13 protein-coding genes and 2 tRNA genes are annotated in these 18941 nt (G+C 69.1%); 3 read left to right on the top strand and 12 right to left on the bottom strand.

Annotation, left to right across the window (positions count from 1 at the left end):
- Nucleotides 1–29 precede the first annotated feature (29 nt).
- From recD to uvrB, 6 genes are all read right to left on the bottom strand, one after another.
- Complete coding sequence (recD, locus tag BMX32_RS11060; RefSeq protein WP_089978776.1) at nt 30–1907, bottom strand: exodeoxyribonuclease V subunit alpha; 1878 nt, start codon at nt 1905–1907, stop codon at nt 30–32.
- Entirely contained in the window at nt 1904–5557 is a 3654-nt protein-coding gene (gene recB / locus BMX32_RS11055) for an exodeoxyribonuclease V subunit beta (RefSeq protein WP_170843635.1), read from the bottom strand. Before recB ends, recD begins: the two co-directional genes overlap by 4 nt.
- Nucleotides 5554–8970 carry an exodeoxyribonuclease V subunit gamma gene (gene recC, locus BMX32_RS11050; RefSeq protein ID WP_089978771.1) on the bottom strand — a complete coding sequence of 1139 codons (3417 nt, stop codon included), beginning with the start codon at nt 8968–8970 and terminating at the stop codon, nt 5554–5556. Before recC ends, recB begins: the two co-directional genes overlap by 4 nt.
- A 76-nt stretch (nt 8971–9046) precedes the next feature.
- Nucleotides 9047–9466: a CopD family protein gene (locus tag BMX32_RS11045; protein WP_089978767.1), complete on the bottom strand. Its 420-nt coding sequence runs from the start codon at nt 9464–9466 to the stop codon at nt 9047–9049.
- A 267-nt stretch (nt 9467–9733) separates the two neighbouring features.
- Nucleotides 9734–9808 (bottom strand) — tRNA-Val (locus BMX32_RS11040).
- A gap of 80 nt (nt 9809–9888) precedes the next feature.
- The gene (gene uvrB / locus BMX32_RS11035) at nt 9889–11910 is read right to left on the bottom strand and encodes an excinuclease ABC subunit UvrB (RefSeq protein ID WP_089978762.1); all 2022 of its coding nucleotides are present in this window, start codon (nt 11908–11910) and stop codon (nt 9889–9891) included.
- A 128-nt stretch (nt 11911–12038) separates the two neighbouring features.
- On the opposite strand from uvrB, the gene BMX32_RS11030 reads away from it, so the two are divergent.
- Both BMX32_RS11030 and BMX32_RS11025 read left to right on the top strand, forming a co-directional pair.
- Nucleotides 12039–12575, top strand: a complete 537-nt coding sequence (locus tag BMX32_RS11030; RefSeq protein ID WP_089978758.1) for a GspH/FimT family pseudopilin — start codon at nt 12039–12041, stop codon at nt 12573–12575.
- A gap of 37 nt (nt 12576–12612) precedes the next feature.
- A tRNA-Asn gene (locus tag BMX32_RS11025) sits at nt 12613–12689 on the top strand.
- Nucleotides 12690–12843: 154 nt separating this feature from the next.
- Here BMX32_RS11025 and BMX32_RS11020 read toward each other — a convergent pair.
- Nucleotides 12844–13614, bottom strand: coding sequence for an SDR family NAD(P)-dependent oxidoreductase (locus tag BMX32_RS11020; protein WP_089978753.1), 771 nt, complete (start codon nt 13612–13614; stop codon nt 12844–12846).
- Between the two features lie 131 nt (nt 13615–13745).
- Between BMX32_RS11020 and BMX32_RS11015 the strand changes: the two genes are divergently transcribed.
- Nucleotides 13746–14639 (top strand): AraC family transcriptional regulator, encoded by an 894-nt coding sequence (locus BMX32_RS11015; RefSeq protein WP_089978748.1) that lies wholly within the window; start codon nt 13746–13748, stop codon nt 14637–14639.
- Here the strand turns inward: BMX32_RS11015 and BMX32_RS11010 are convergent.
- The 5 genes from BMX32_RS11010 to ppnN form a co-directional block, all read right to left on the bottom strand.
- Entirely contained in the window at nt 14631–16217 is a 1587-nt protein-coding gene (locus BMX32_RS11010) for a PAS domain-containing sensor histidine kinase (protein ID WP_089978743.1), read from the bottom strand. The genes BMX32_RS11015 and BMX32_RS11010 overlap by 9 nt on opposite strands.
- A 120-nt stretch (nt 16218–16337) precedes the next feature.
- Complete coding sequence (locus BMX32_RS11005; RefSeq protein WP_089978739.1) at nt 16338–16943, bottom strand: DNA-3-methyladenine glycosylase; 606 nt, start codon at nt 16941–16943, stop codon at nt 16338–16340.
- Nucleotides 16943–17077 carry a hypothetical protein gene (locus BMX32_RS19025; RefSeq protein ID WP_280140834.1) on the bottom strand — a complete coding sequence of 45 codons (135 nt, stop codon included), beginning with the start codon at nt 17075–17077 and terminating at the stop codon, nt 16943–16945. Before BMX32_RS19025 ends, BMX32_RS11005 begins: the two co-directional genes overlap by 1 nt.
- Nucleotides 17078–17147: 70 nt before the next feature.
- Entirely contained in the window at nt 17148–17303 is a 156-nt protein-coding gene (locus BMX32_RS11000) for a DUF3309 domain-containing protein (RefSeq protein WP_089978734.1), read from the bottom strand.
- A 137-nt stretch (nt 17304–17440) separates the two neighbouring features.
- Nucleotides 17441–18838, bottom strand: coding sequence for a nucleotide 5'-monophosphate nucleosidase PpnN (gene ppnN, locus BMX32_RS10995; RefSeq protein ID WP_089978727.1), 1398 nt, complete (start codon nt 18836–18838; stop codon nt 17441–17443).
- Nucleotides 18839–18941: the final 103 nt, after the last annotated feature.

The following is an 18941-nucleotide window of genomic DNA, read 5'->3' as shown; positions in this document are numbered from 1 at the left end:
CCCATCGCCAGCAGGCTGGCTCCCACCGGTCAGAGCAGGCGACGCAGCAACCCGGAGGCGCGCTGCGTCTTCCTCTGCACCGCGTAGCCCAGGATGTCCGCCGCGGCCAGCAGCGTGAAATGGCTGCGGGCGCGGGTCACACCCGTGTAGACGAGCTCGCGTGTCAGCACCGGCGATGGCTCCGGGGGCAGAGCGAGCGCCGTGTGTTCGAACTCCGAGCCCTGCGATTTGTGCACGGTCATCGCGTAGACGGTTTCCACGGCCGCGAGCCGACTGGGCACCACGAAGCGGATGCGCTCGCCGCCGCCTTCGTCCATCACGGAGAACGCGACGCGCAACGCCATGGCGCCCTGCCCGTCCCGGATCCACAGCGCCACGCCGACGTCGCCATTCATCAGGCCGAGCGCGTAGTCGTTGCGCGTGACCATCACGGGCCGCCCCTCGTACCAGCCGTCGACGCCGTCGATCAGGCCGCGATCGAGCAGGCCCTGCGCGATGCGCGCATTCTGCTTCTCCACCCCGGCCTCGCCATGGCGAACGGCGCACAGCAGCTGGAAGCGGGCGTACGCGCGCAGCGAAGCCGCACCCCACGCCGAGAACGCCTCGTCGGGCGCATCGGCCGCGGGACGCGTGGCTTCGATAGTCCGCAGGTAGTGCGCGTAACCCGGCGCGTCGCCTCGTCCATCGATGGCGAGCGTGGCGATGCCGGCCGGTGTGCCGGGCATCGCGGCGATGTCGGCCGGTGCGCGCTCGAACACCTGACGCACGGACGCGACGTCGCCGGCGTTGATCGCCGCGGCCAGCGCACCGATGCCGCTGTCGCTGCCGAAGCGGCGGCTGCGCCGCAGCATCACGACGTGCTGGTCGAGCCCGCGCGCACCGGCACCGTCGACCCACGGCGACACGTCGACGTCACAGGTACGGACCAGCCAGTCGCGCATGGCGTCGTCGTAATGCCCTCGATCCGCCCTGGCGCACAGGTCGCCGAGCACCGCGCCGGCCTCCACCGACGAGAGCTGATCCTTGTCGCCCAGCAGCACGAGCCGCGCACCCGGCGGCAGCGCATCGAGCGTGGCCGCCATCATCTCCAGGTCGATCATCGAGGCTTCGTCGATGACCAGCACGTCCAGGTGCAGCGGGTTGTCGCGATCGTGCCGGAAGGCGCGGCTGTCGGGCCGGCTGCCCAGGAGACGATGGAGCGTGGTCACCTCCGCGGGAATCGCCTGCTTGATCGCGTCGTCGACGTCGAGTCGCTCGATCTGCCCGGCGATGGATGCGTTGAGTCGCGCCGCCGCTTTTCCGGTCGGCGCGGCGAGGCGAACGCGCAGACGGGGCGCACCGCTGCGCAGCGCGAGAATCTGCAACAGCCCGAGCAAGCGAACCACCGTGGTCGTCTTGCCCGTGCCCGGCCCGCCGGTGATGACCGCGAACGAGCCGCGCACGGCGATCGCGCAGGCGATCTTCTGCCAGTCGGGCCCGTCGCCGTCCGCCACGAAGAGGCGGTCCAGCTCCTGCCGTAGCTCGTCGGGTACCGGCAACGTGTCGAGGCGCGCGGCGATGCCGGCGGCCACGCTGGCCTCGTCGCGCCAGAAACGTCGCAGGTAGAGCCAGCCGGCCTCGAGGACCAGTGGCGCGGCGACGTCGCCACCGGGCACCGCCACGAGCGGCGACGCGCCGAGCCAGGCGTCGGCGCCGGCCAGCGACGGCTCGATGCGCCCGAGCGCCTGGACGTCGACGCAGATATGGCCCTCGCCGAGTTCCCGGCTCGCCAGTGCCGCCGCCATCAATACGCGGGGGTCGCCATTGACGTCCAGCGTCGCGAGGAAGCGCGCGAACGCGCGGTCCACGCGACGCAAGCGGCCATCGGCCACCGCCTGATCCAGCCACGCGCCGATGTCGCCCGTCATGCCGCCGCTCCTTCGAACAACGCGTCGAGCGCGTCGATCATCGCTTTGGGCGGCCGCTCCGCGTGCACGCCGTGGCCATGCCCGTCGACACCGCGCAGGTAGAGATAGACCGCGCCGCCGACATGCGTGTCGTAGTCGTAGGCGTCGCCGAGGCGCGCACGCAACTGGCGATGCAGTGCGAGCAGGTACAGGGCGTACTGGAGTTCGTAACGCGACTCCAGGATCGACCGGCGCATCGCGCCCGGCGTGTACGCCTGCTCGTCGTTGCCGAGCCAGTTGGACTTGTAGTCGGCCACGTACCAGCGCCCGTCGTGCTCGACGATGAGATCGATGAATCCCTTGAGCATGCCGTTGACCCGATCCGCGGCGAGATGCGGTCGCGGCGCGGCGTCGAGCGTGTGCTCGCGGACGATGCGGTCGAGCGCGAGCGTGTCGACGCCGCGCGCTTCGAACAGGAACTCGAGCTCGGCGCGGTAGCGCGACGGATCGTCGAGCGCCGCCAGCGCGAACGTGCGCCCGTCGGGCAACGACAGCGGGGTGCGCAGCAGCACCTGCAGCCACGCCGTCAGCATGTCGATGTAGCGCTCCCAGCCGCGGCGCTCGCAGCGCCGCGCCACGGTGTCGCGGAGGCGCTCCGGGTGGGCCGCGATGGTGGCGAAGCCTTCCTCGGCGATCCATTCCAGCAGGTCGTGCAGGAAGGTGCCCGGTTCGGCGCCGCGCTCGAACCCATGAATGCTGGCGGCATCGACCGGCACCGTCGCCGGCTCCGCGGCGTACTCCACGATGACGTCGTCCGTGGCGGTCTCGGGCGCCGGTGCGGCGTCGTCGGCATGGCGCAACGCGCTGTAGCTGGCGATCCACCACGGCGCGGCACGTGCAATCCGGGGCTCCCGCGCGGCACGGGGCGCCTCGTCGCGCCGCGTCGGCGCGTACGTGGCGTCGTGCGGCGCGGGCATGTAGTCGACGGCGATCGCGGGGTGCTCTCGCGCGAGGTCGCGCAAGAGTCCTTCGATCGCACCGTTGTCGATCTCGGCGCCACCCGCGAGAAGATGCCCGAACGCGCCGCGATGGATCTGCGGCTTCTTCGCCGGGTTATGGCAGACGGGAGCGACGCCCACCCAGCACGCGTGCCGCGAACGGGTCAGCGCGACGTAGAGCAGGCGCAGGTCTTCCTGTAGCGCGGCGCGGTCCGCGGCGTCCTTCGCCTCGCGCACCGCGTCGCCGGCGTCGTCGTGGCTCGCCGGCAGCAGTTCGAGCTGAGCGCCGTCGCCGTCGTGATAACGATAGCCATGGCCGCCGCGGGTGCCGCCGGATGCGCAGGCGAATGGCAGGAAGACGAGCGGATACTCCAGGCCCTTCGACTTGTGGATGGTGACGACCTTGACGAGGTCGTCGTCGCTCTCGAGGCGCACGATCTGGTCGTCGCCATGATGGCTCGCCACGTCGACGATGCGCTCGCCGAGGTGGCGGATCAGCGCCTGTTCGCCTTCGATGCGCGATGCGGCCTGCTGCAGCAGTTCGGCGAGGTGCAGCAGGTTGGTCAGCGTGCGCTCGCCGCCCGACGCCGCGAGCAGTCGCGCCGGCAGGTCGAACACGTGCAGGAAACGGTGCAGCATCGCCAGCACGCCGCCGCGACGCCATACGTCGCGGAGTTCGAAGAGCTGCTGACCGCGGCGCTCCCAATGACGTTCGTCGACGTTGAGACGTTCCAGCTCGCCATAGCCGAGATCGAGGCTGCGCGTGGCGAGCGCGGCGCGCATCGCGCCGTCGGACGACGGCTCGGCCACCGCGCGCAGCCAGAGCAGCATGTCGTGCGCCTCGATGCTTTCGAGCACGGAGTCGCGATCGGACAGAAACACGCTGCGCACCTTGCGCGCGGCAAGCGCGGCACGGATCTCCGATGCCTCGTTGTGGCTGCGGACCAGGATGGCGATATCGGCCGGCTTCAGCGGCACGAACGCGCCGTCGGGCGACGTGAATCCACACGCTCCGCGATCGGCGGCCTGCAGGAGGTCCACGATGTGCGCCGCGCTCGCGCCCGCCATCTGCTCGCGATACATGCGTACGCCGACCGGCGCCTCGTCGTCGAGCAGCCAGAGCTGCATCGCGGGCTGCGGCGCGCCGTCCACCGTGAAGACCTCCGCGCGTCCGCGCGCCTGCACCGGTACGAACGGCAGACCGCGCTCGTCGAAGTGGAACGCGCCCGTCGCATGCGTCTCGGCCCGTCCGAACAGGCCATTGACCGCCGCCACCATGCCCGCGCTGGAGCGATGGTTGGTGTCGAGACTGTAATGCGGCGGCAGCGCCTCGCGACGGGCGGCGAGGTAGGTGTGGATATCGGCGCCGCGGAACGCGTAGATCGCCTGCTTCGGGTCGCCGATCAGCAGCAGCCCCGCCTCCGGCGCGTCCGAATACACGGTGCGGAAGATGCGGTACTGCAGCGGGTCGGTGTCCTGGAATTCGTCGATGAGAGCCAGGGGATACTGCCGGCGAATCGTCTCCGCCAGGTCGGGACCCGACGGCGACGCGAGCGCGCGATCCAGACGCAGCAGCAGGTCGTCGAAACCGATCTGCGCACGGCGTCGCTTCTGCGTGGCGAAGCGGTCGCGCACCCAGCCCAGCGCATCGGCCAGCACCACGTGGCGCACGGCGACCTTGCCCGCCTGCCACGCCTGCCAGTGGTCGATCGCGCCGAACGCGGGGTGGCTCGGCGGCGTCTTGCCCTTGCCGGTGGCCTTGGCCAGCCGCGCCGTTGCATACCGGGCGATGTCGAAGCCGGCGGCGTCACCGGTCGCCGCCCAGCGACGCATCGCCGCGAGGTCGGCCGGTATGCGATCCGGCTTGTACCAGCCGTTGTGCAGCACCTTCTCGCGAACCGCGTCCAGGAGCAGCGGTTCGATACGGGCAAGATCGTCGCCCCACGCCGCCGCGGCCGCCGAGAGGCGCGCCGCCGCTTCCTCGTCCCACGCCGCGCGACCCTCCAGCGTGCCGGCGAGGTCGACCTCGTCGGGCAGCACGTCGCCGTTGACGCGCAACGTGGTCTCGCCGCCGCCGAGCAAGGGACGCAACGCGCGGAGCAAGGCGTCGGGCGTGCGCCATTCCTCGAGGATAGGCGCGAGCCGGGCTTCGTCGAGCGGATAGAACGCCTGGCGCCAGTAGTCGCGCACGCATTCGGCCAGCAGTTCGCTCTCGTCGGGCTCCAGCGTCTGCGCGAACGCGTGGCCGCTGCCGAACGCGTGCTGCGTGAGCATGCGCTGGCTCCAGCCGTGGATCGTGAAGACCGCGGCCTCGTCCATCCACTGGGCGGCGAGTTCGAGCCGTCGCGCGCACGACGCGCGCTCGTCCGACGGATACGCCGCCATGAGGTCGTCGAGGAACGGCTCCCCCGCCCTGCCCGCGCGAAACGCGCGCGCGGCGTCGACGAGGCGCGCGCGGATGCGCTCGCGGAGTTCCTGCGTGGCGGCCTCGGTGAACGTGACGACGAGCACCTGCGGCGGGAGCAACGGCTGCGGCATGCCGTGGCCCAGCATCGCGCGAACGTAGAGCGCGGCGATGGTCCATGTCTTGCCGGTGCCGGCACTCGCCTCGATCAGGCGCACGCCGTCCAGCGGCATGGCCAGCGGTTGCAGCGGATGCACGTCGTGGCTCATGCGGCCTCCACGCGCAAGGCGTCGAGCAGATCGCGGTACGGCTGGAGCCAGCCGTCGAAGCCCGCGTGCGCGAGCGCGTTGAAATCCGGCCACGCACGCGTGAGGTAGGGATCGCCGTCGACTTCGCCGCGCGTGCGATCGTGCGCGCCCTCGTACGCGAGCCGCGCCGCCATGGACGCGTCGTCGCCCGAGCGTGCGCCGAGCGCCGCCAGCGCCGTACGCACCGCGACCGGCAGCGGCGTGCGCATGCCGTGCTGCCAGGCGCGCACGAGCGTTTCGAGCTTCAGGCGGGCATCGTCGGCGGCGACGGCGCCGAGGACGATCGTCGCGTCGGGCCCGATGTAGCGCGTCTCGAGCGACATGCCGGCGGCCTGCGCCACCAGGTGGTCGATCCACGGCGCGACCAGGCGATGCGCCTTCGGTGCGCCGTCGTCGCCGAGCACCGACGACGGCGACAGCAGCAGCGCCGCGAGTTCGCCCCGGTCGTCCGCATGCAGGTCGGCGATCCAGTCCTCGATGACCACGCCGGCCACCTCGACACGGATCTCGCGCTTGCCGGCGTCGACGTGCCACCTGCGAAGGTCGGCGACATAGCGTCCGAACACGGCACGCGCCGTGGCCTCGATGTCGCGACGCACGGGTACGGCGAAAGCGCCCAACGGCAGCACACCGCTGCGTTGCAGCCGAAGCGCGGCATCGGCGATCGACGCCTCCGCGCCGCCGTCGCCACGTACCGCCGCGCGCAGCACCGCGTCGGTCATCGCGAAGCGTCCGAGCCCGTCGACCGCGAACGGCTCGAGTTCGTCGCCCGCGGCTTCCGCCGCGTCGAACCGCACGCCGAGTCGCGACTGGAAGAACTCGCGCACCGGGTGGCGCAGAAACCGTCGCAGCACCGCCAGACCGATCGGCCGCTCGACCGGGTACGGCGGCAGGTCGGTATCGTCCGCCCGCGCGACGCCCTCGTGCACCTGCCGCCATTCGCTGGCGTAGGTGAACAGGCGATCGTCGCCTTCGCGAAAATACGCGCGACTGAAGGGCTGCAGCGGGTGCTCGACAGTGAGTCGCTCAAGCGGATCGCCACCGCCGGCGTCGCGCCATCCGGCAGCCAGGTAATCGCGCAGCTGGCCTACCAGCACCGACGGCATGCGTTCGGCGTTGTCGCGCGCGCTGCGCCCGACCCAGCCGATATGCAGGCCATCGCGCGCCGAGAGCAGCGCTTCGAGGAAGAGGTAGCGATCGTCCTCGCGCCGCGAGCGGTCGCCCGGACGCCATGAACCCGGGCGCGACATCAGGTCGAAATCCATTGGCGGCCGCGCGCGCGGGTAGTCGCCGTCGTTCATGCCGAGCAGACAGACCAGCCGGAACGGAATGGCGCGCATCGGCATCAGCGTGCCGAAGCTCACCGCGCCCGCGAGGAAGCGTTTCGACAGGCCACCGTCGTCGAGCTGGCCAAGCCATGCCTCGCGCACCACGTCCACGGGCAGCGCTTCGGCGAAAGACGCTTCGGCGCAGGCGCGCTCCCACGCATCGAGCGCTTCCTGCAGTCGCTCGATGCGCATGCTGTCGTCTGGCTCGGCCGGCACGAAGAAGTCGCGCAGCAGCGAGCGCAGGCGCTGGACCCAGATCGCCGGCGCCGCCGGTTCCGCGAAGGACCGCCAGTAGTTGCCCAACCGGTCGAGAACGTCCGCGAGCGGCCCGACGAGCCCGGCATCGAGCCCGCCGACCTCTTCGTAAGGCTCGATCTCGCCCCAGGCGGCTCCGCGCCCGACGGCATAGCCGAGCAGCATGCGACGCATGCCGAACAGCCACGTATTCTGCTCCAGCGCCGGCAGGCCGAGCGACGCGCGCTGCGCGGCGTCGAGGCCCCAGCGCACGCCCGCGCCTTCGATCCATCGGTGCAGCAGGGGCAGGTCGTCGACGGCGAGATCGAAGCGGGCGCGGATCGCGGGTACGTCGAGCAGGTCGGCGAGGTCGCCGGCGGCGAAACGCGACTCCGTCATGCCAAGCAGCATGTCGAGGGCCATCACCACCGGCACCGTGCCGCGCGACGCGCGATCGGCGACGCTATACGGGATGTAGCGCGGATCGTCGCGCGGCACGCGACCGAACACGGCGTCGATGTGCGGGCCGTACGTTTCGATGTCCGGCACCATCACGATCACGTCGCGCGGAAGGATCGGGTCGCCCTCGCGCGCCGATGCTTCGAAACGTGCGAGGAGCTGGTCGTGCAGGATCTCCACCTCGCGCTGCGCACCGTGCGCGACATGGAACGCGATGCTGGCATCGCCGGACGCGAACGTCCGCGGTTCCGCCGCCAGTGGCTCGAGATCGAGGATCGCACCCTGCACCTGCGCCAGCAGCGACGACGACGCCGGCGCTTCGAAAAGGTCGATGCGCTGGTCCCATGCCGTGAAGCGTTCGCGGTAGCTGTCCGGGTGATCGAACTCGTCGAGCATGCGGATGTAGTCGCGACCCTGCTTCCCCCAGGCAGCCAGCAGCGGATTGGCATGGAGGTGCATGTCCGCGTCGGAGAGCATGGCGGGCATGCCGTCTTTCGGCGCCTGCCGGCGCCGTTCGGCGCGCAGCAGCTCGCGGTCGTCGACGATGTCCGCCCAGTAATGGCGGCATGGATTCATGACGACGAGCAGTACCTGCGACCAGCGCGACAGCGCCGAAAGCGCTTCGAGCGTCTGCCGCGGCAGCGACGACATGCCGAACACCACGATGCGCCGCGGCAGGCGTCGCGGACGCGTGGGGGCATCCGCCACCGCCTTCAGGAAACGGTTGTGGACCGCGGCGCGATGACCATCGGCGTCGACGGGGCCGACATCGTCGAGCAGGCGCCGCCAGAGCGCCGCCTGCCACTGGTCGCCCGCACCCATCGCGGGAGCGCGGCCGCGCGCGTCGCGCAGCACGTCGTTCCCCGCCGCCCAGTCGTCGAGCCAGTCGGCGCGGTACACCTGGTACTGGTCGTAGAGATCGGCGAGGCGCTCGGCCAGCTGGTGGCATTTGCGCGCGTCGCCATCGGCACCGAGGAACGCGGCCAGCGGCGCGAAACCCGGATCGCCCGCCACCGCCGGCAGCAAGCGCATCAGCCGCCAGACCAGCCGCGACTTGTCGAACGGCGACTCTGGCGGAACGGCATCGTCGCCGAGGACGGCGCGATAGGCCTTCCACAGGAAACGGCCCGGAAGCTGCACGTTCACCGCGGCCGAAATGCCGAGACCGCCAGCATCCACGCCGCGTGCCAGCGCCTGCTGGAACCATTGCGCGATACCGTTGGACTGCACCAGCACCCATTCGTCCTCGAGCGGCGCCAGCGGCGCGCGACGGAGCCACGCGACCAGCACGTCGCGCAGTTCTTCGAGGCGGTTGCCGTGCAGGACCATCAGGCCCGGCGCGATGTCGTCCATGTCGCTCAACGGGCGGCTCCTGGAGGGTTCGGGCAGGGCCGGATCATCGCCCATCCGCGTCTCGCACCGCGAGACTTCAGAACGGCTTGGCCACGACGAGGTACACGATCGCGAACAGGACCAGCACGGGCAGTTCGTTGAACAGGCGCAGCGTCTTCCCGGGGGGCAGGACACCACCGGCGACGCTGCGCTTGAGCAAGCGGCCCGACCAGATGAAGTAACCGAGCATCACGGCGACCAGAGCGATCTTGGCGTGCAGCCAGCCACCCGAGACATGGAAGTAAAGCCAGAGCACGAGGCCGAAGAGCAAGGCCAGGCCAAACATGGTGTGACCGAACTTGTAGAGCCGACGCCCCATCAGCTCCAGCCGCGCCTTCACCGCCGGCTCCGCCCCCGCCTCCCCGATGTTGACGAGGATGCGCGGGAGATAGAACACCGTGGCCATCCAGGCGATGACGAAGACGATGTGCAACGACTTGGTGAGCAGGTAGGCCACTGGCGTCGGTCCGTGGAAAGCCGCAGTCTAGCGTACGCGTCGACCAGGATCCGGCGCGTCCCCGCCTGCCATGGATCGAGGCCGTGGGTACCGGCGGACGCCGGTACGACGGTGAGGAAGCTCTGGGACAATCGGGAGAGCGTCATACCGGCGCACGCCGGTATCCACGGCGACCACGCCCGGCCGTGCGAGCGCCGGAACGCGGGCACAAAAAAAGGAGCCCTCGGCTCCTTTCTAGTTTCTTCGTGCCACTGACCGCGAGGAAAGTGGTGGGCGGTACAAGGATCGAACTTGTGACCCCTACCATGTCAAGGTAGTGCTCTACCGCTGAGCTAACCGCCCGAAGAGCTGCGCAGTTTACCGACCGTCGCCGGGGTCTGCAAGGGGGTGGCCGGTTTTTTCGCCAGACCGGCCGCACGACCTCAGCGCAGGGCCCTCTCGCGCAGCTTGTGGATCTCGTCGCGGAGCTTGCCGGCCTCTTCGAATTCCAGGTTCTGCGCGTGCTTGTACATGCGCGCCTCGAGCTTCTTGATGGTCGAGCCGACCTGCTCCGGCGTGAGCGACGCATAGTCGGGCGCGGCTTCCGCGACCTTCTTCGCGTCCTTGCCCTTCTTGCCCTTGCCGCGCGAGCCGACGTCGGCGCGCGCGCCTTCCATGATGTCCGCGATGCGGCGGACCACGGTCTTGGGCGTGATGCCGTGCGCCGCGTTGTATTCGATCTGCTTCTCGCGGCGACGGGCGGTTTCTTCCATCGCCTCCTTCATCGATCCCGTGATCTCGTCCGCGTAGAGAATCGCCTTGCCTCGAACGTTGCGCGCCGCGCGGCCGATCGTCTGGATCAGCGAGCGGTTGGAGCGAAGGAAGCCTTCCTTGTCCGCGTCGAGCACGGCGACGAGCGACACCTCGGGCATGTCGAGACCCTCGCGCAGCAGGTTGATGCCCACCAGCACGTCGAACTCGCCGAGACGGAGATCGCGAATGATCTCGGTGCGCTCCACGGTGTCGATGTCCGCATGCAGGTAACGCACCCGCACATCGTGCTCCGACAGATAGTCCGTCAGGTTCTCGGCCATGCGCTTGGTCAGCGTGGTGACCAGCACACGATCGCCCATCGCGACGCGCTTGTGGATCTCGCCGAGCAGGTCGTCGACCTGCGTCCGCACCGGGCGCACCTCCACTTCCGGATCGATGAGGCCCGTCGGGCGCACCACCAGCTCCACGACGTTGTCGTCCGAACGCTCCAGCTCGTACTTCGCCGGGGTGGCCGAGACGTAGATCGCGCGCGGCGCGCGACGCTCCCATTCCTCGAATCGCAGGGGACGGTTGTCCATCGCGGACGGCAGACGGAAGCCGAACTCGACGAGCGTCTCCTTGCGCGAACGGTCGCCTTTGTACATCGCACCCAGCTGCGGCACGGTGACGTGCGACTCGTCGACGACCATCAGGGCGTCGGGCGGCAGGTAGTCGAACAGCGTCGGCGGCGGCTCGCCCGGTCCGCGCCGTGTCATGTGCCGCGAATAGTTCTCGATGCCCTGGCAGAAACCGACCTCGGCCATCATCTCCAGGTCGAAACGCGTACGCTGCTCCAGGCGCTGCGCCTCGACGAGCTTGTTGTCGCGATAGAGCTGTTCGAGACGCTCCGAAAGCTCGACCTTGATCGTCTCCATCGCGTTGAGCACGCTCTGCCGCGTGCTCGCATAGTGCGTCTTCGGATACACGGTGTAGCGCGGCACCTTGCGCAGCACCTCGCCCGTCAGCGGATCGAACAGCGACAGGTTCTCCACGTCGCCGTCGAACAACTCGATGCGCAGCGCTTCGGATTCCGACTCGGCCGGGAAGACATCCACGACCTCGCCACGCACGCGATACGTACCGCGGCGGAGCTCCATTTCGTTACGCACGTACTGCAGCTCGGTGAGCTGCCGTATGAGCGCGCGCTGGTCGATGTGTTCGCCACGGGACAGGATCAGGCGGAGGCTCATGTAATCCTCCGGATCGCCGAGGCCATAGATCGCCGAGACGGTCGCCACGATCAGCGAATCGCGCCGCGACAGCAGCGCTTTCGTCGCCGCCAGGCGCATCTGCTCGATATGGTCGTTGATGCTCGAATCCTTCTCGATGAAGGTGTCCGAGGCGACGACGTACGCTTCCGGCTGGTAGTAGTCGTAATAGCTGACGAAATACTCCACCGCGTTGTTCGGGAAGAACTCCTTGAACTCCCCGTACAACTGCGCGGCCAGCGTCTTGTTCGGCGCGAGCACGATGGTCGGCTTCTGCACCGCTTCGATCACGTTGGCGATGGTGAACGTCTTGCCGGAGCCCGTCACGCCGAGCAACGTCTGCGCGGCGAGGCCGGAGTCGAACCCCTCGATGAGACGGCGAATGGCCTCGGGCTGATCGCCGGAGGGCTTGAACGGGGAAACGAGCTGGAAGCGATCGGTCATGGCTGACGATATGCTGGTTCGGACCACGAGTTTAAAGCGCTGGTGCCTACGCGCCGTGACGTGCCACCCCGGTCGAGAGCACGCCACCCAGCCCCCATCATGGCCGATCCTCCCGCCCGGCCCCGCCCATGCGCCCGTCCATCAGGGCTTTCACCCTTGTCGAGATGCTCGCCGTGCTGGCCATCGCCGCTGTCACGCTGGGCCTCGGCCTGCCCGCCCTCGACGAGGCGGTGGCCCGTCATCGACTGCGGGCGGCCGCGAGCGCCCTGCTCGACACCCTCGGTCGGGCGCGCAGCAGGGCCGTATGGCACGGCCGCGACGTCACGGTGTGCGCCAGTGACGACGGACGCGTCTGCGCACCTTCGGCCGACTGGGCACACGGCTGGGTGACGCGCGATGGAGACCGCTACCTCGTGGATCGCCACGCGCCCCTGCATGCACGGCTGGCGGCCACGCGGCGCGTGGGGCGCTACGCGATCGCATTCGCGCCGAATGGCACGTCGCGGGGCACGAACCAGACCGTGGTCCTGTGCCTGCGCGGGCGCCCCGCCACGGCGATCGCCGTGGTCATCGGCAACGCCGGCCTCGCCCATCGCGAGACACCCGACGCCGACGAGGCGCGCGCGTGCGCGAGGGCGCCTTCACGAAAGCGTAAAGAGGCTTGACAGCCCCACCACTCTTCCACAAAATACGTGGCTCCCCGCCCGAATAGCTCAGCCGGTTAGAGCACTTGACTGTTAATCAGGGGGTCGTTGGTTCGAGTCCAACTTCGGGCGCCAGGTTTTTGAAAGGCCGTGCAGCGATGCACGGCCTTTTTCTTTTTCGGCTCTGCAGACGCGGATGTGGGAGCGGCCTCGGCCGCGACGGGTGCCTGCCGCGAGCACCCATCGCGGCCGAGGCCGCTCCCACAAAAGAGCGCGACGACCGAAACGCTCAGAGCATCATGCCGCCCGAGGCTTCGATGCGCTGGCCCGTGATCCAGCCGTTCGCGTCGTCGAGCAGCAGCGCGACCATCGGTCCGATGTCGTCGGGAAGGCCGACGCGACCGAGGGCCGTATTCGCGACGACCATCTTCTGCAGTTCCGGATTGTCGCGGACGGCACCGCCGCTGAAATCGGTCGCGATGGCGCCGGGGGCGACGACGTTCACCGCGATGCCGCGCGGACCGAGTTCCTTCGCGAGATAACGCGTGAGCACTTCCACCGCGCCCTTCATCGCGCCGTACGCCGAGGTCGGCGCGCCGGCGAAGCGTGCGAGGCCGCTGGAGATGTTGACGATGCGACCACCGTCGACGATGCGCGGGAGCAACGCCTGCGTCAGGAGAAACGTGCCCTTGAAGTGCACGGCGTAGATCGCATCCAGTTCCTCGGCGGTCGTCTCGGCGAACGACTTGTGCAACGACGTCCCCGCGTTGTTGACGAGGTAGTCAAGCTTCCCCGCGCCGAGGTCGGCGAGCGCGCCGTCCACCGCGACGGCGAATGCCGGGAACGAGGACGCGTCGCCGACGTCGAGTTGCAGGGCGATGGCGCGCGCGCCCGACCCGGCCACCGCGGCGACCACGGCGTCGGCATCCTCGCGACGGGACTGGTAGGTAAAGATCGCATCGACGCCGCGCCGGGCGAGCGCGAGGACCGTGCTGCGGCCGAGGCCGCGGCTGCCGCCGGTGACGAGAGCGACCGGGCGCGGGGTGGTGTTGCTGTTCATGGCGATGTTCCTTGCGTGGTGGGATATTGATCGGTGGGTTCCAGACCACCATAGAAGTCGGCGGGCGATTCCTGAATGCCGGAAGGCGCCTGGTTCTTGCCCGATCCTGCTCCACCGCCCGGAGACCGCCGATGTCGAATCCGCTGCTCGACGCCCTGTCGCTCCATACGGATCGCCGGCCAGGCGACAGTCCCTATGCCACGGACGTGCCCGGCCTGACTCTCCTGCGCTCCGACACCGCCCGCATGCCCAACCTGCTGGTATACCGGCCGGTGCTCTGCGTCGTGGCCCAGGGGTCGAAGTCGGCGGTCTTCGGCGATCGGCGCGTGGACTACGCGGCGGGCGAATCGCTGGTGGTGAGCGTGGAGATGCCCGCCCTCGGGCATGTCACGCAGGCGAGTGCCACCGAGCCGTTCCTTGGCGCCGTGCTGGAGCTGGACCCGGCCGTGCTGCACGACGTCATGCTCTCGATGAACCCACCGCCCGAGCCTGCCTCCGACGAAGAACCCGCCTCGGCGAAGATCCGCACCGAGGGCCCGATCGCCGATTGCGTCACCCGCCTGATCCGCCTCATCGACACCCCCGCCGCGATCGCCGTGCTGCAGCCGGCGATCATGAAGGAACTGGCCTACTGGCTGCTGGTCGGTCCTCAGGCGGGCGTGCTCGCGCGTCTGGCGGTATCGCACGCTCAGCCGGGGCGCATCGTCGGCGCCATCCGCGCGCTACGCGATCGCTTCGCGCAGCCCGTCCGCGTCGATGAGCTCGCATCGATCGCGCAGCTGAGTCCGTCGGCGTTTCACCGGCAGTTCAAGCAGGTGACGTCGATGACACCGCTGCAGTACCAGAAACACCTTCGGCTCTTCGAAGCCCGGCGCCTGATGCTGGCCGACGCGTCCAGCGCCGAATCGGCCGCATATGCGGTCGGCTACGAAAGCCCGTCGCAGTTCAGCCGCGAATATGCGCGCATGTTCGGAAGCCCACCGCGCCGCGACGTGGCGACCCTTCGTGCGACGGCGTCAGCCTGACAGCCGCGCCGTCCCGGCACGACGCAGCGCGTCGAGCAACTCGCCACGGCCATACGGCTTCTGCAGGCGCACATGGATGCCCGGCGCATCGTCGGGCAACTCGGCGTAGCCGCTGGCCAGCACGATGTGGATGTCCGGATGGCGTTCCACGACGCGTGCCGCGAGTTCGACGCCCGTCATGCCGGGCATGGCCTGATCGGTCACCATCGACGAGAACCTCCCCGGCTCCTGAAGCAGGGTCAACGCCTGATGGCCGGACGACGCACCGATCGCTTCGAATCCGGCGTAGCAAAGCATTTCCACCGTGGTGGCGAGCACCAGTGGGTCGTCGTCGACGACCAGCACGGACGCCGTCACCGCGGTCGGATCCGCCGTCGGCACGGCGGCTTGCTGAAGCGGCGGCACGTGCCGTTCGTCGGCGTGCGGCGCCGCGGTCGTGGCGAACGGCAGCCAGACATCGACCGTCGTACCGCCCGGCCGCTTGCTGCTGAGGCGCATCGCGCCGCCGCACTGCTGCACGATACCGTGCACCATCGACAGGCCCAGGCCCGTGCCCTTGCCGACACCCTTGGTGGTGAAGAACGGCTCCATCGCGCGTGCGACGGTCGCCTCGTCCATGCCTTCGCCATCGTCGGCGACCGAAAGGCGCACGTAGTCGCCCCCGGGGAGGCCAGCGTCGTTGCCATCGGCAAGGCGGTCCGGGCGCGCCGACAGGCGGACGGTGCCGCCGTCCGGCATCGCGTCGCGCGCGTTGACGCCGAGGTTCAGCAAGCAGAGTTCGAGCTGGTTGGCGTCCGCCAGCACGGGCGGCAGCGACAGGGGAAAGCTGGCCTCGACCACGATCGACGGCCCGAGCGACGTCCGCATCAGGTCCGCCATGCCGTGGACCAGTTCGGGGAGGTCGACGGCGCTCAGGTGCAGTTGCTGCCGTCGCGCGAACGCGAGCATGCGCTGCACGAGCGCCACGCCGCGACGCACTCCACTCAACGCGTTGCCCACGAGCGTCTGCGCGCGCGGTGGCAGGTCGTCGCGCTGGGTGAGGAGCTCGAGATTGCCGTGGATCGCCATCAGGAGGTTGTTGAAATCGTGCGCCACGCCGCCGGTCAGCTGGCCGACGGCTTCGAGTTTCTGCGACTGGAACAGCGCTTCCCGTGCCTGCTCCAGTGCGATCGCCGCGTTGCGCTTCTCCGTGACGTCGCGCGTCACCTTGGCGAACCCTATGAACGTGCCGCTCTCGTCTTCGATGCGGTCGAGCACCACGTGCGCCCAGAAGCGGCTGCCATCCTTGCGGACGCGCCAGCCCTCCGTTTCGAGGCGCCCCACGTCGAACGCGGCCCGCAGGTTGTCCCAGGGCTCGCGGCGCGCGACGTCCTCGGGCGTGTAGAACGCCGAGTAGTGCGAGCCGATGATTTCGTCGGGCAGATACCCCTTGATGCGTTCGGCGCCCGAGTTCCAGCTCGACACGTTGCCCTCGGGGTCGAGCATGTAGATGGCGTAGTCCGCGACGCCCTGCACCAGCAACCGGAACTGCTCGTGGCTGCGACGAAGTTCGTCGATGTTGTCCTTCGTCATGTCCATGCCTCTGTCCCTGGATCCGATACCGTAGCCACGCCGCGCTCACCGTGTCGTGAAGACGCCTTCACGGGGAGCGTATACGGCACGACCCTCACACGCCAAGGCGCGGGCAGGACCGGCCTGTCAGGGACGCGAGACGTTCGGATTGCCTGCGACGTACCAGCGCCAGAGCAGGTCCGTCCCTTCGCGGATGCCGATGCGCGCGGATCCCGGCACGCCCTTGGGTGGCGGCACGCCGTCGTCGACGACGGTATATCCGTCGCGGGCCCGGACCAGATCGATGCCGTTCTGATCGCCCGTGATGCCCAGTGCCTGGGTCAGGCGCGCCGGGCCACTGCAGAGTTCGCGGTCCTTGCGGATCTTCGGCCGCGCCGCGCGCATGTGGTCGATGCCGGCGACCGGTTCGAGCGCCCGGATGAGCACACCCGATCCTTCGCCGTCGTCGCCGCAGACGGTGTTGCAGCACCAGTGCATGCCGTAGGTGAAGTAGACATACATGTGCCCCGGCGGTCCGAACATCACGGCGTTGCGTTTCGTCCTACCACGAAACGTATGGGCGGCCGGATCGATCGCGCCGACGTAGGCTTCGACTTCCACGATCCGCCCTGCCCGCCCGTCGGCACAGGCGAGCACCTTATTGAGGAGTTCGGGTCCCACGACGCGGGCGTCGCGGTGGAAGAAGCTGCGCGGAAGAATGTCGCCGGGCCAGCGCGGTCGTCGGGCGGGCATCAGGTATCCAGCGCGTCGCCGTCGGTGTCGGGATCCGGGCCGGGACGCTCCACGGGTTCGTGGTCGTACGGCGGCGGCGATGTGCCCGGAGGCGGAAGGTCGGTATCGGGAACGGGACGATGAGGACGAGGCATGACGGACTCCGACGGCGGGTGTCGGTGCGTGGCGGACCGGCGTTGCCGCCGGCCCGCCCGCGCGGGTCCATCAGAATACGCCAAGCAGCCAGCAGACGAGGATGATCGCGAGGATCACGCCGATGCCGCCGCTCGGGCCGTAGCCCCAACCGCTGGAGTAGCCCCAGGTGGGCAGGCCGCCGATGAGGGCGAGGATCAGGACGACGATGAGGATGGTGATGAGCATGGGTGTCTCCGGCAGTGGGCCAGTGACGCGCATGCTCGGTGCGGAGCCGTCGACGGGTCGTGATGCGCGACGACGTCGCGCGGTTTTCGTTCAGCCAGCGGACGGCCGGCGCGGCACGGGGCCGCGCCGGCGATGGGTTACGTGCGGACGACGTAGCACGGCTCGTAGGCCGTGCCGCCGGGGAGTTTCATGCGGTGCTGTGCGACGAACGCCTTCAGCAGGTCGTCGAGCGCGCGCATGATCTCGGTCTCGCCATCGATCACGAACGGGCCGTTCGACTCGATCGCCTTGACGCCTTCTTCCTTGACGTTACCGGCCACGATGCCCGAGAACGCGCGACGCAGATCGGCCGCGAGTTCGTGGCGCGGGCGGCCACGATGGAGCGCCAGCGACGCCATCGCCTCGTGCGTGGGGCGGAACGGCCGCTGGAACGGGAGCGGGATCTCGAGCGCCCAGTTGAAGAAGAAGGCGTCCTTGTTGTCGAGGCGGTGATTGCGCACCTTCTCCACGCCCGACACCATGGCATGAGCCACGGCGGCCGGGTTGTCGATGATGATGCGGTAGTGCTCCGCCACTTCGTCGCCGAGCGCCAGGCGCAGGAAACGATCGATCTGCTCGAAGTACGCGGCCGAGTTCTGCGGACCGGTGAAGATCAGCGGGAACGGAATGCCCTTGTTCTGCGGCAGCAAGAGGATGCCGAGCATGTAGAGGATTTCTTCCGCCGTGCCCACGCCACCCGGGAACACGATGATGCCGTGCCCGAGGCGCACGAACGCTTCGAGACGCTTCTCGATGTCCGGCATGATCACGAGGTTGTTGACGATCGGGTTCGGCGACTCGGCGGCGATGATGCCCGGCTCCGTGATGCCGATGTACCGGTTGCCCTTGCGACGCTGCTTGGCGTGCGCGATGGTCGCGCCCTTCATCGGGCCCTTCATTGCGCCCGGGCCGCAGCCCGTGCAGATGTCCATGCCACGCAGGCCGAGCTGGTAGCCGACACGCTTGGTGTATTCGTACTCGTCGCGCGAGATCGAATGACCGCCCCAGCAGACGACGAGGTTCGGATCCACCTGCGGACGCAGGATGCGCGAGTTGCGCAGGATCTCGAACACGGCGTGCGTGATGCCGACGGTGTCGTCGAGATCGAACGCGCCGGTTTCCAGCTGCGTGGAGATGTAGACGATGTCGCGCACGACGGCGACGAGCAGCTCGTTGATGCCGCGGATGATGCGGCCGTCGACGAACGCCTGCTCGGGCGCGTTCTTGAGTTCGATCTTGATGCCGCGATCTTCCTGCAGCACCTGGATGTCGAAATCCGGGTACTGCTCGAAGAGCGAGCCCGGATCGTCGGAGAGATTGCCGGAGGTGAGCACCGCGAGCGCGCAACGGCGCAACAACTGGTGCAGGCCGGACCCGCTGGCATCGCGCAGGCGCGCGACCTCGTTGCGGGAGAGGATGTCGAGACCGCCGGCCGGGGAGACGCGGGCGCTGACGGTCTTACCGCTGACCGCATCCCCGAACTGGATGGCATTCATGGTGTTACGTTCCTTCTGACCGCGAATTAGCGGCGAACCCCGCCCCGGGTCGGGAGCGGACCGCCTAGGATCACGCGAGTGGTCGGGGACGGTCAAGTCTACG

Origin of the sequence: Luteibacter sp. UNCMF331Sha3.1, assembly GCF_900109915.1 — a bacterium.
In the GTDB taxonomy this organism is placed as follows: Bacteria; Pseudomonadota; Gammaproteobacteria; order Xanthomonadales; family Rhodanobacteraceae; genus Luteibacter.
Note: the sequence above shows the minus strand (reverse complement) of the source record. Positions and strands in the feature narration are given on the sequence as shown.

What these genes read in the sequence shown, in the direction of transcription:
- recD (WP_089978776.1), bottom strand. Translation starts at nt 1,907, where the DNA reads ATGACGGGCGACATCGGCGCGTGGCTGGATCAGGCGGTGGCCGATGGC.
- recB (WP_170843635.1), bottom strand. Translation starts at nt 5,557, where the DNA reads ATGAGCCACGACGTGCATCCGCTGCAACCGCTGGCCATGCCGCTGGAC.
- recC (WP_089978771.1), bottom strand. Translation starts at nt 8,970, where the DNA reads ATGGACGACATCGCGCCGGGCCTGATGGTCCTGCACGGCAACCGCCTC.
- uvrB (WP_089978762.1), bottom strand. Translation starts at nt 11,910, where the DNA reads ATGACCGATCGCTTCCAGCTCGTTTCCCCGTTCAAGCCCTCCGGCGAT.
- BMX32_RS11030 (WP_089978758.1), top strand. Translation starts at nt 12,039, where the DNA reads ATGCGCCCGTCCATCAGGGCTTTCACCCTTGTCGAGATGCTCGCCGTG.
- BMX32_RS11020 (WP_089978753.1), bottom strand. Translation starts at nt 13,614, where the DNA reads ATGAACAGCAACACCACCCCGCGCCCGGTCGCTCTCGTCACCGGCGGC.
- BMX32_RS11015 (WP_089978748.1), top strand. Translation starts at nt 13,746, where the DNA reads ATGTCGAATCCGCTGCTCGACGCCCTGTCGCTCCATACGGATCGCCGG.
- BMX32_RS11010 (WP_089978743.1), bottom strand. Translation starts at nt 16,217, where the DNA reads ATGGACATGACGAAGGACAACATCGACGAACTTCGTCGCAGCCACGAG.
- BMX32_RS11005 (WP_089978739.1), bottom strand. Translation starts at nt 16,943, where the DNA reads ATGCCCGCCCGACGACCGCGCTGGCCCGGCGACATTCTTCCGCGCAGC.
- BMX32_RS19025 (WP_280140834.1), bottom strand. Translation starts at nt 17,077, where the DNA reads ATGCCTCGTCCTCATCGTCCCGTTCCCGATACCGACCTTCCGCCTCCG.
- BMX32_RS11000 (WP_089978734.1), bottom strand. Translation starts at nt 17,303, where the DNA reads ATGCTCATCACCATCCTCATCGTCGTCCTGATCCTCGCCCTCATCGGC.
- ppnN (WP_089978727.1), bottom strand. Translation starts at nt 18,838, where the DNA reads ATGAATGCCATCCAGTTCGGGGATGCGGTCAGCGGTAAGACCGTCAGC.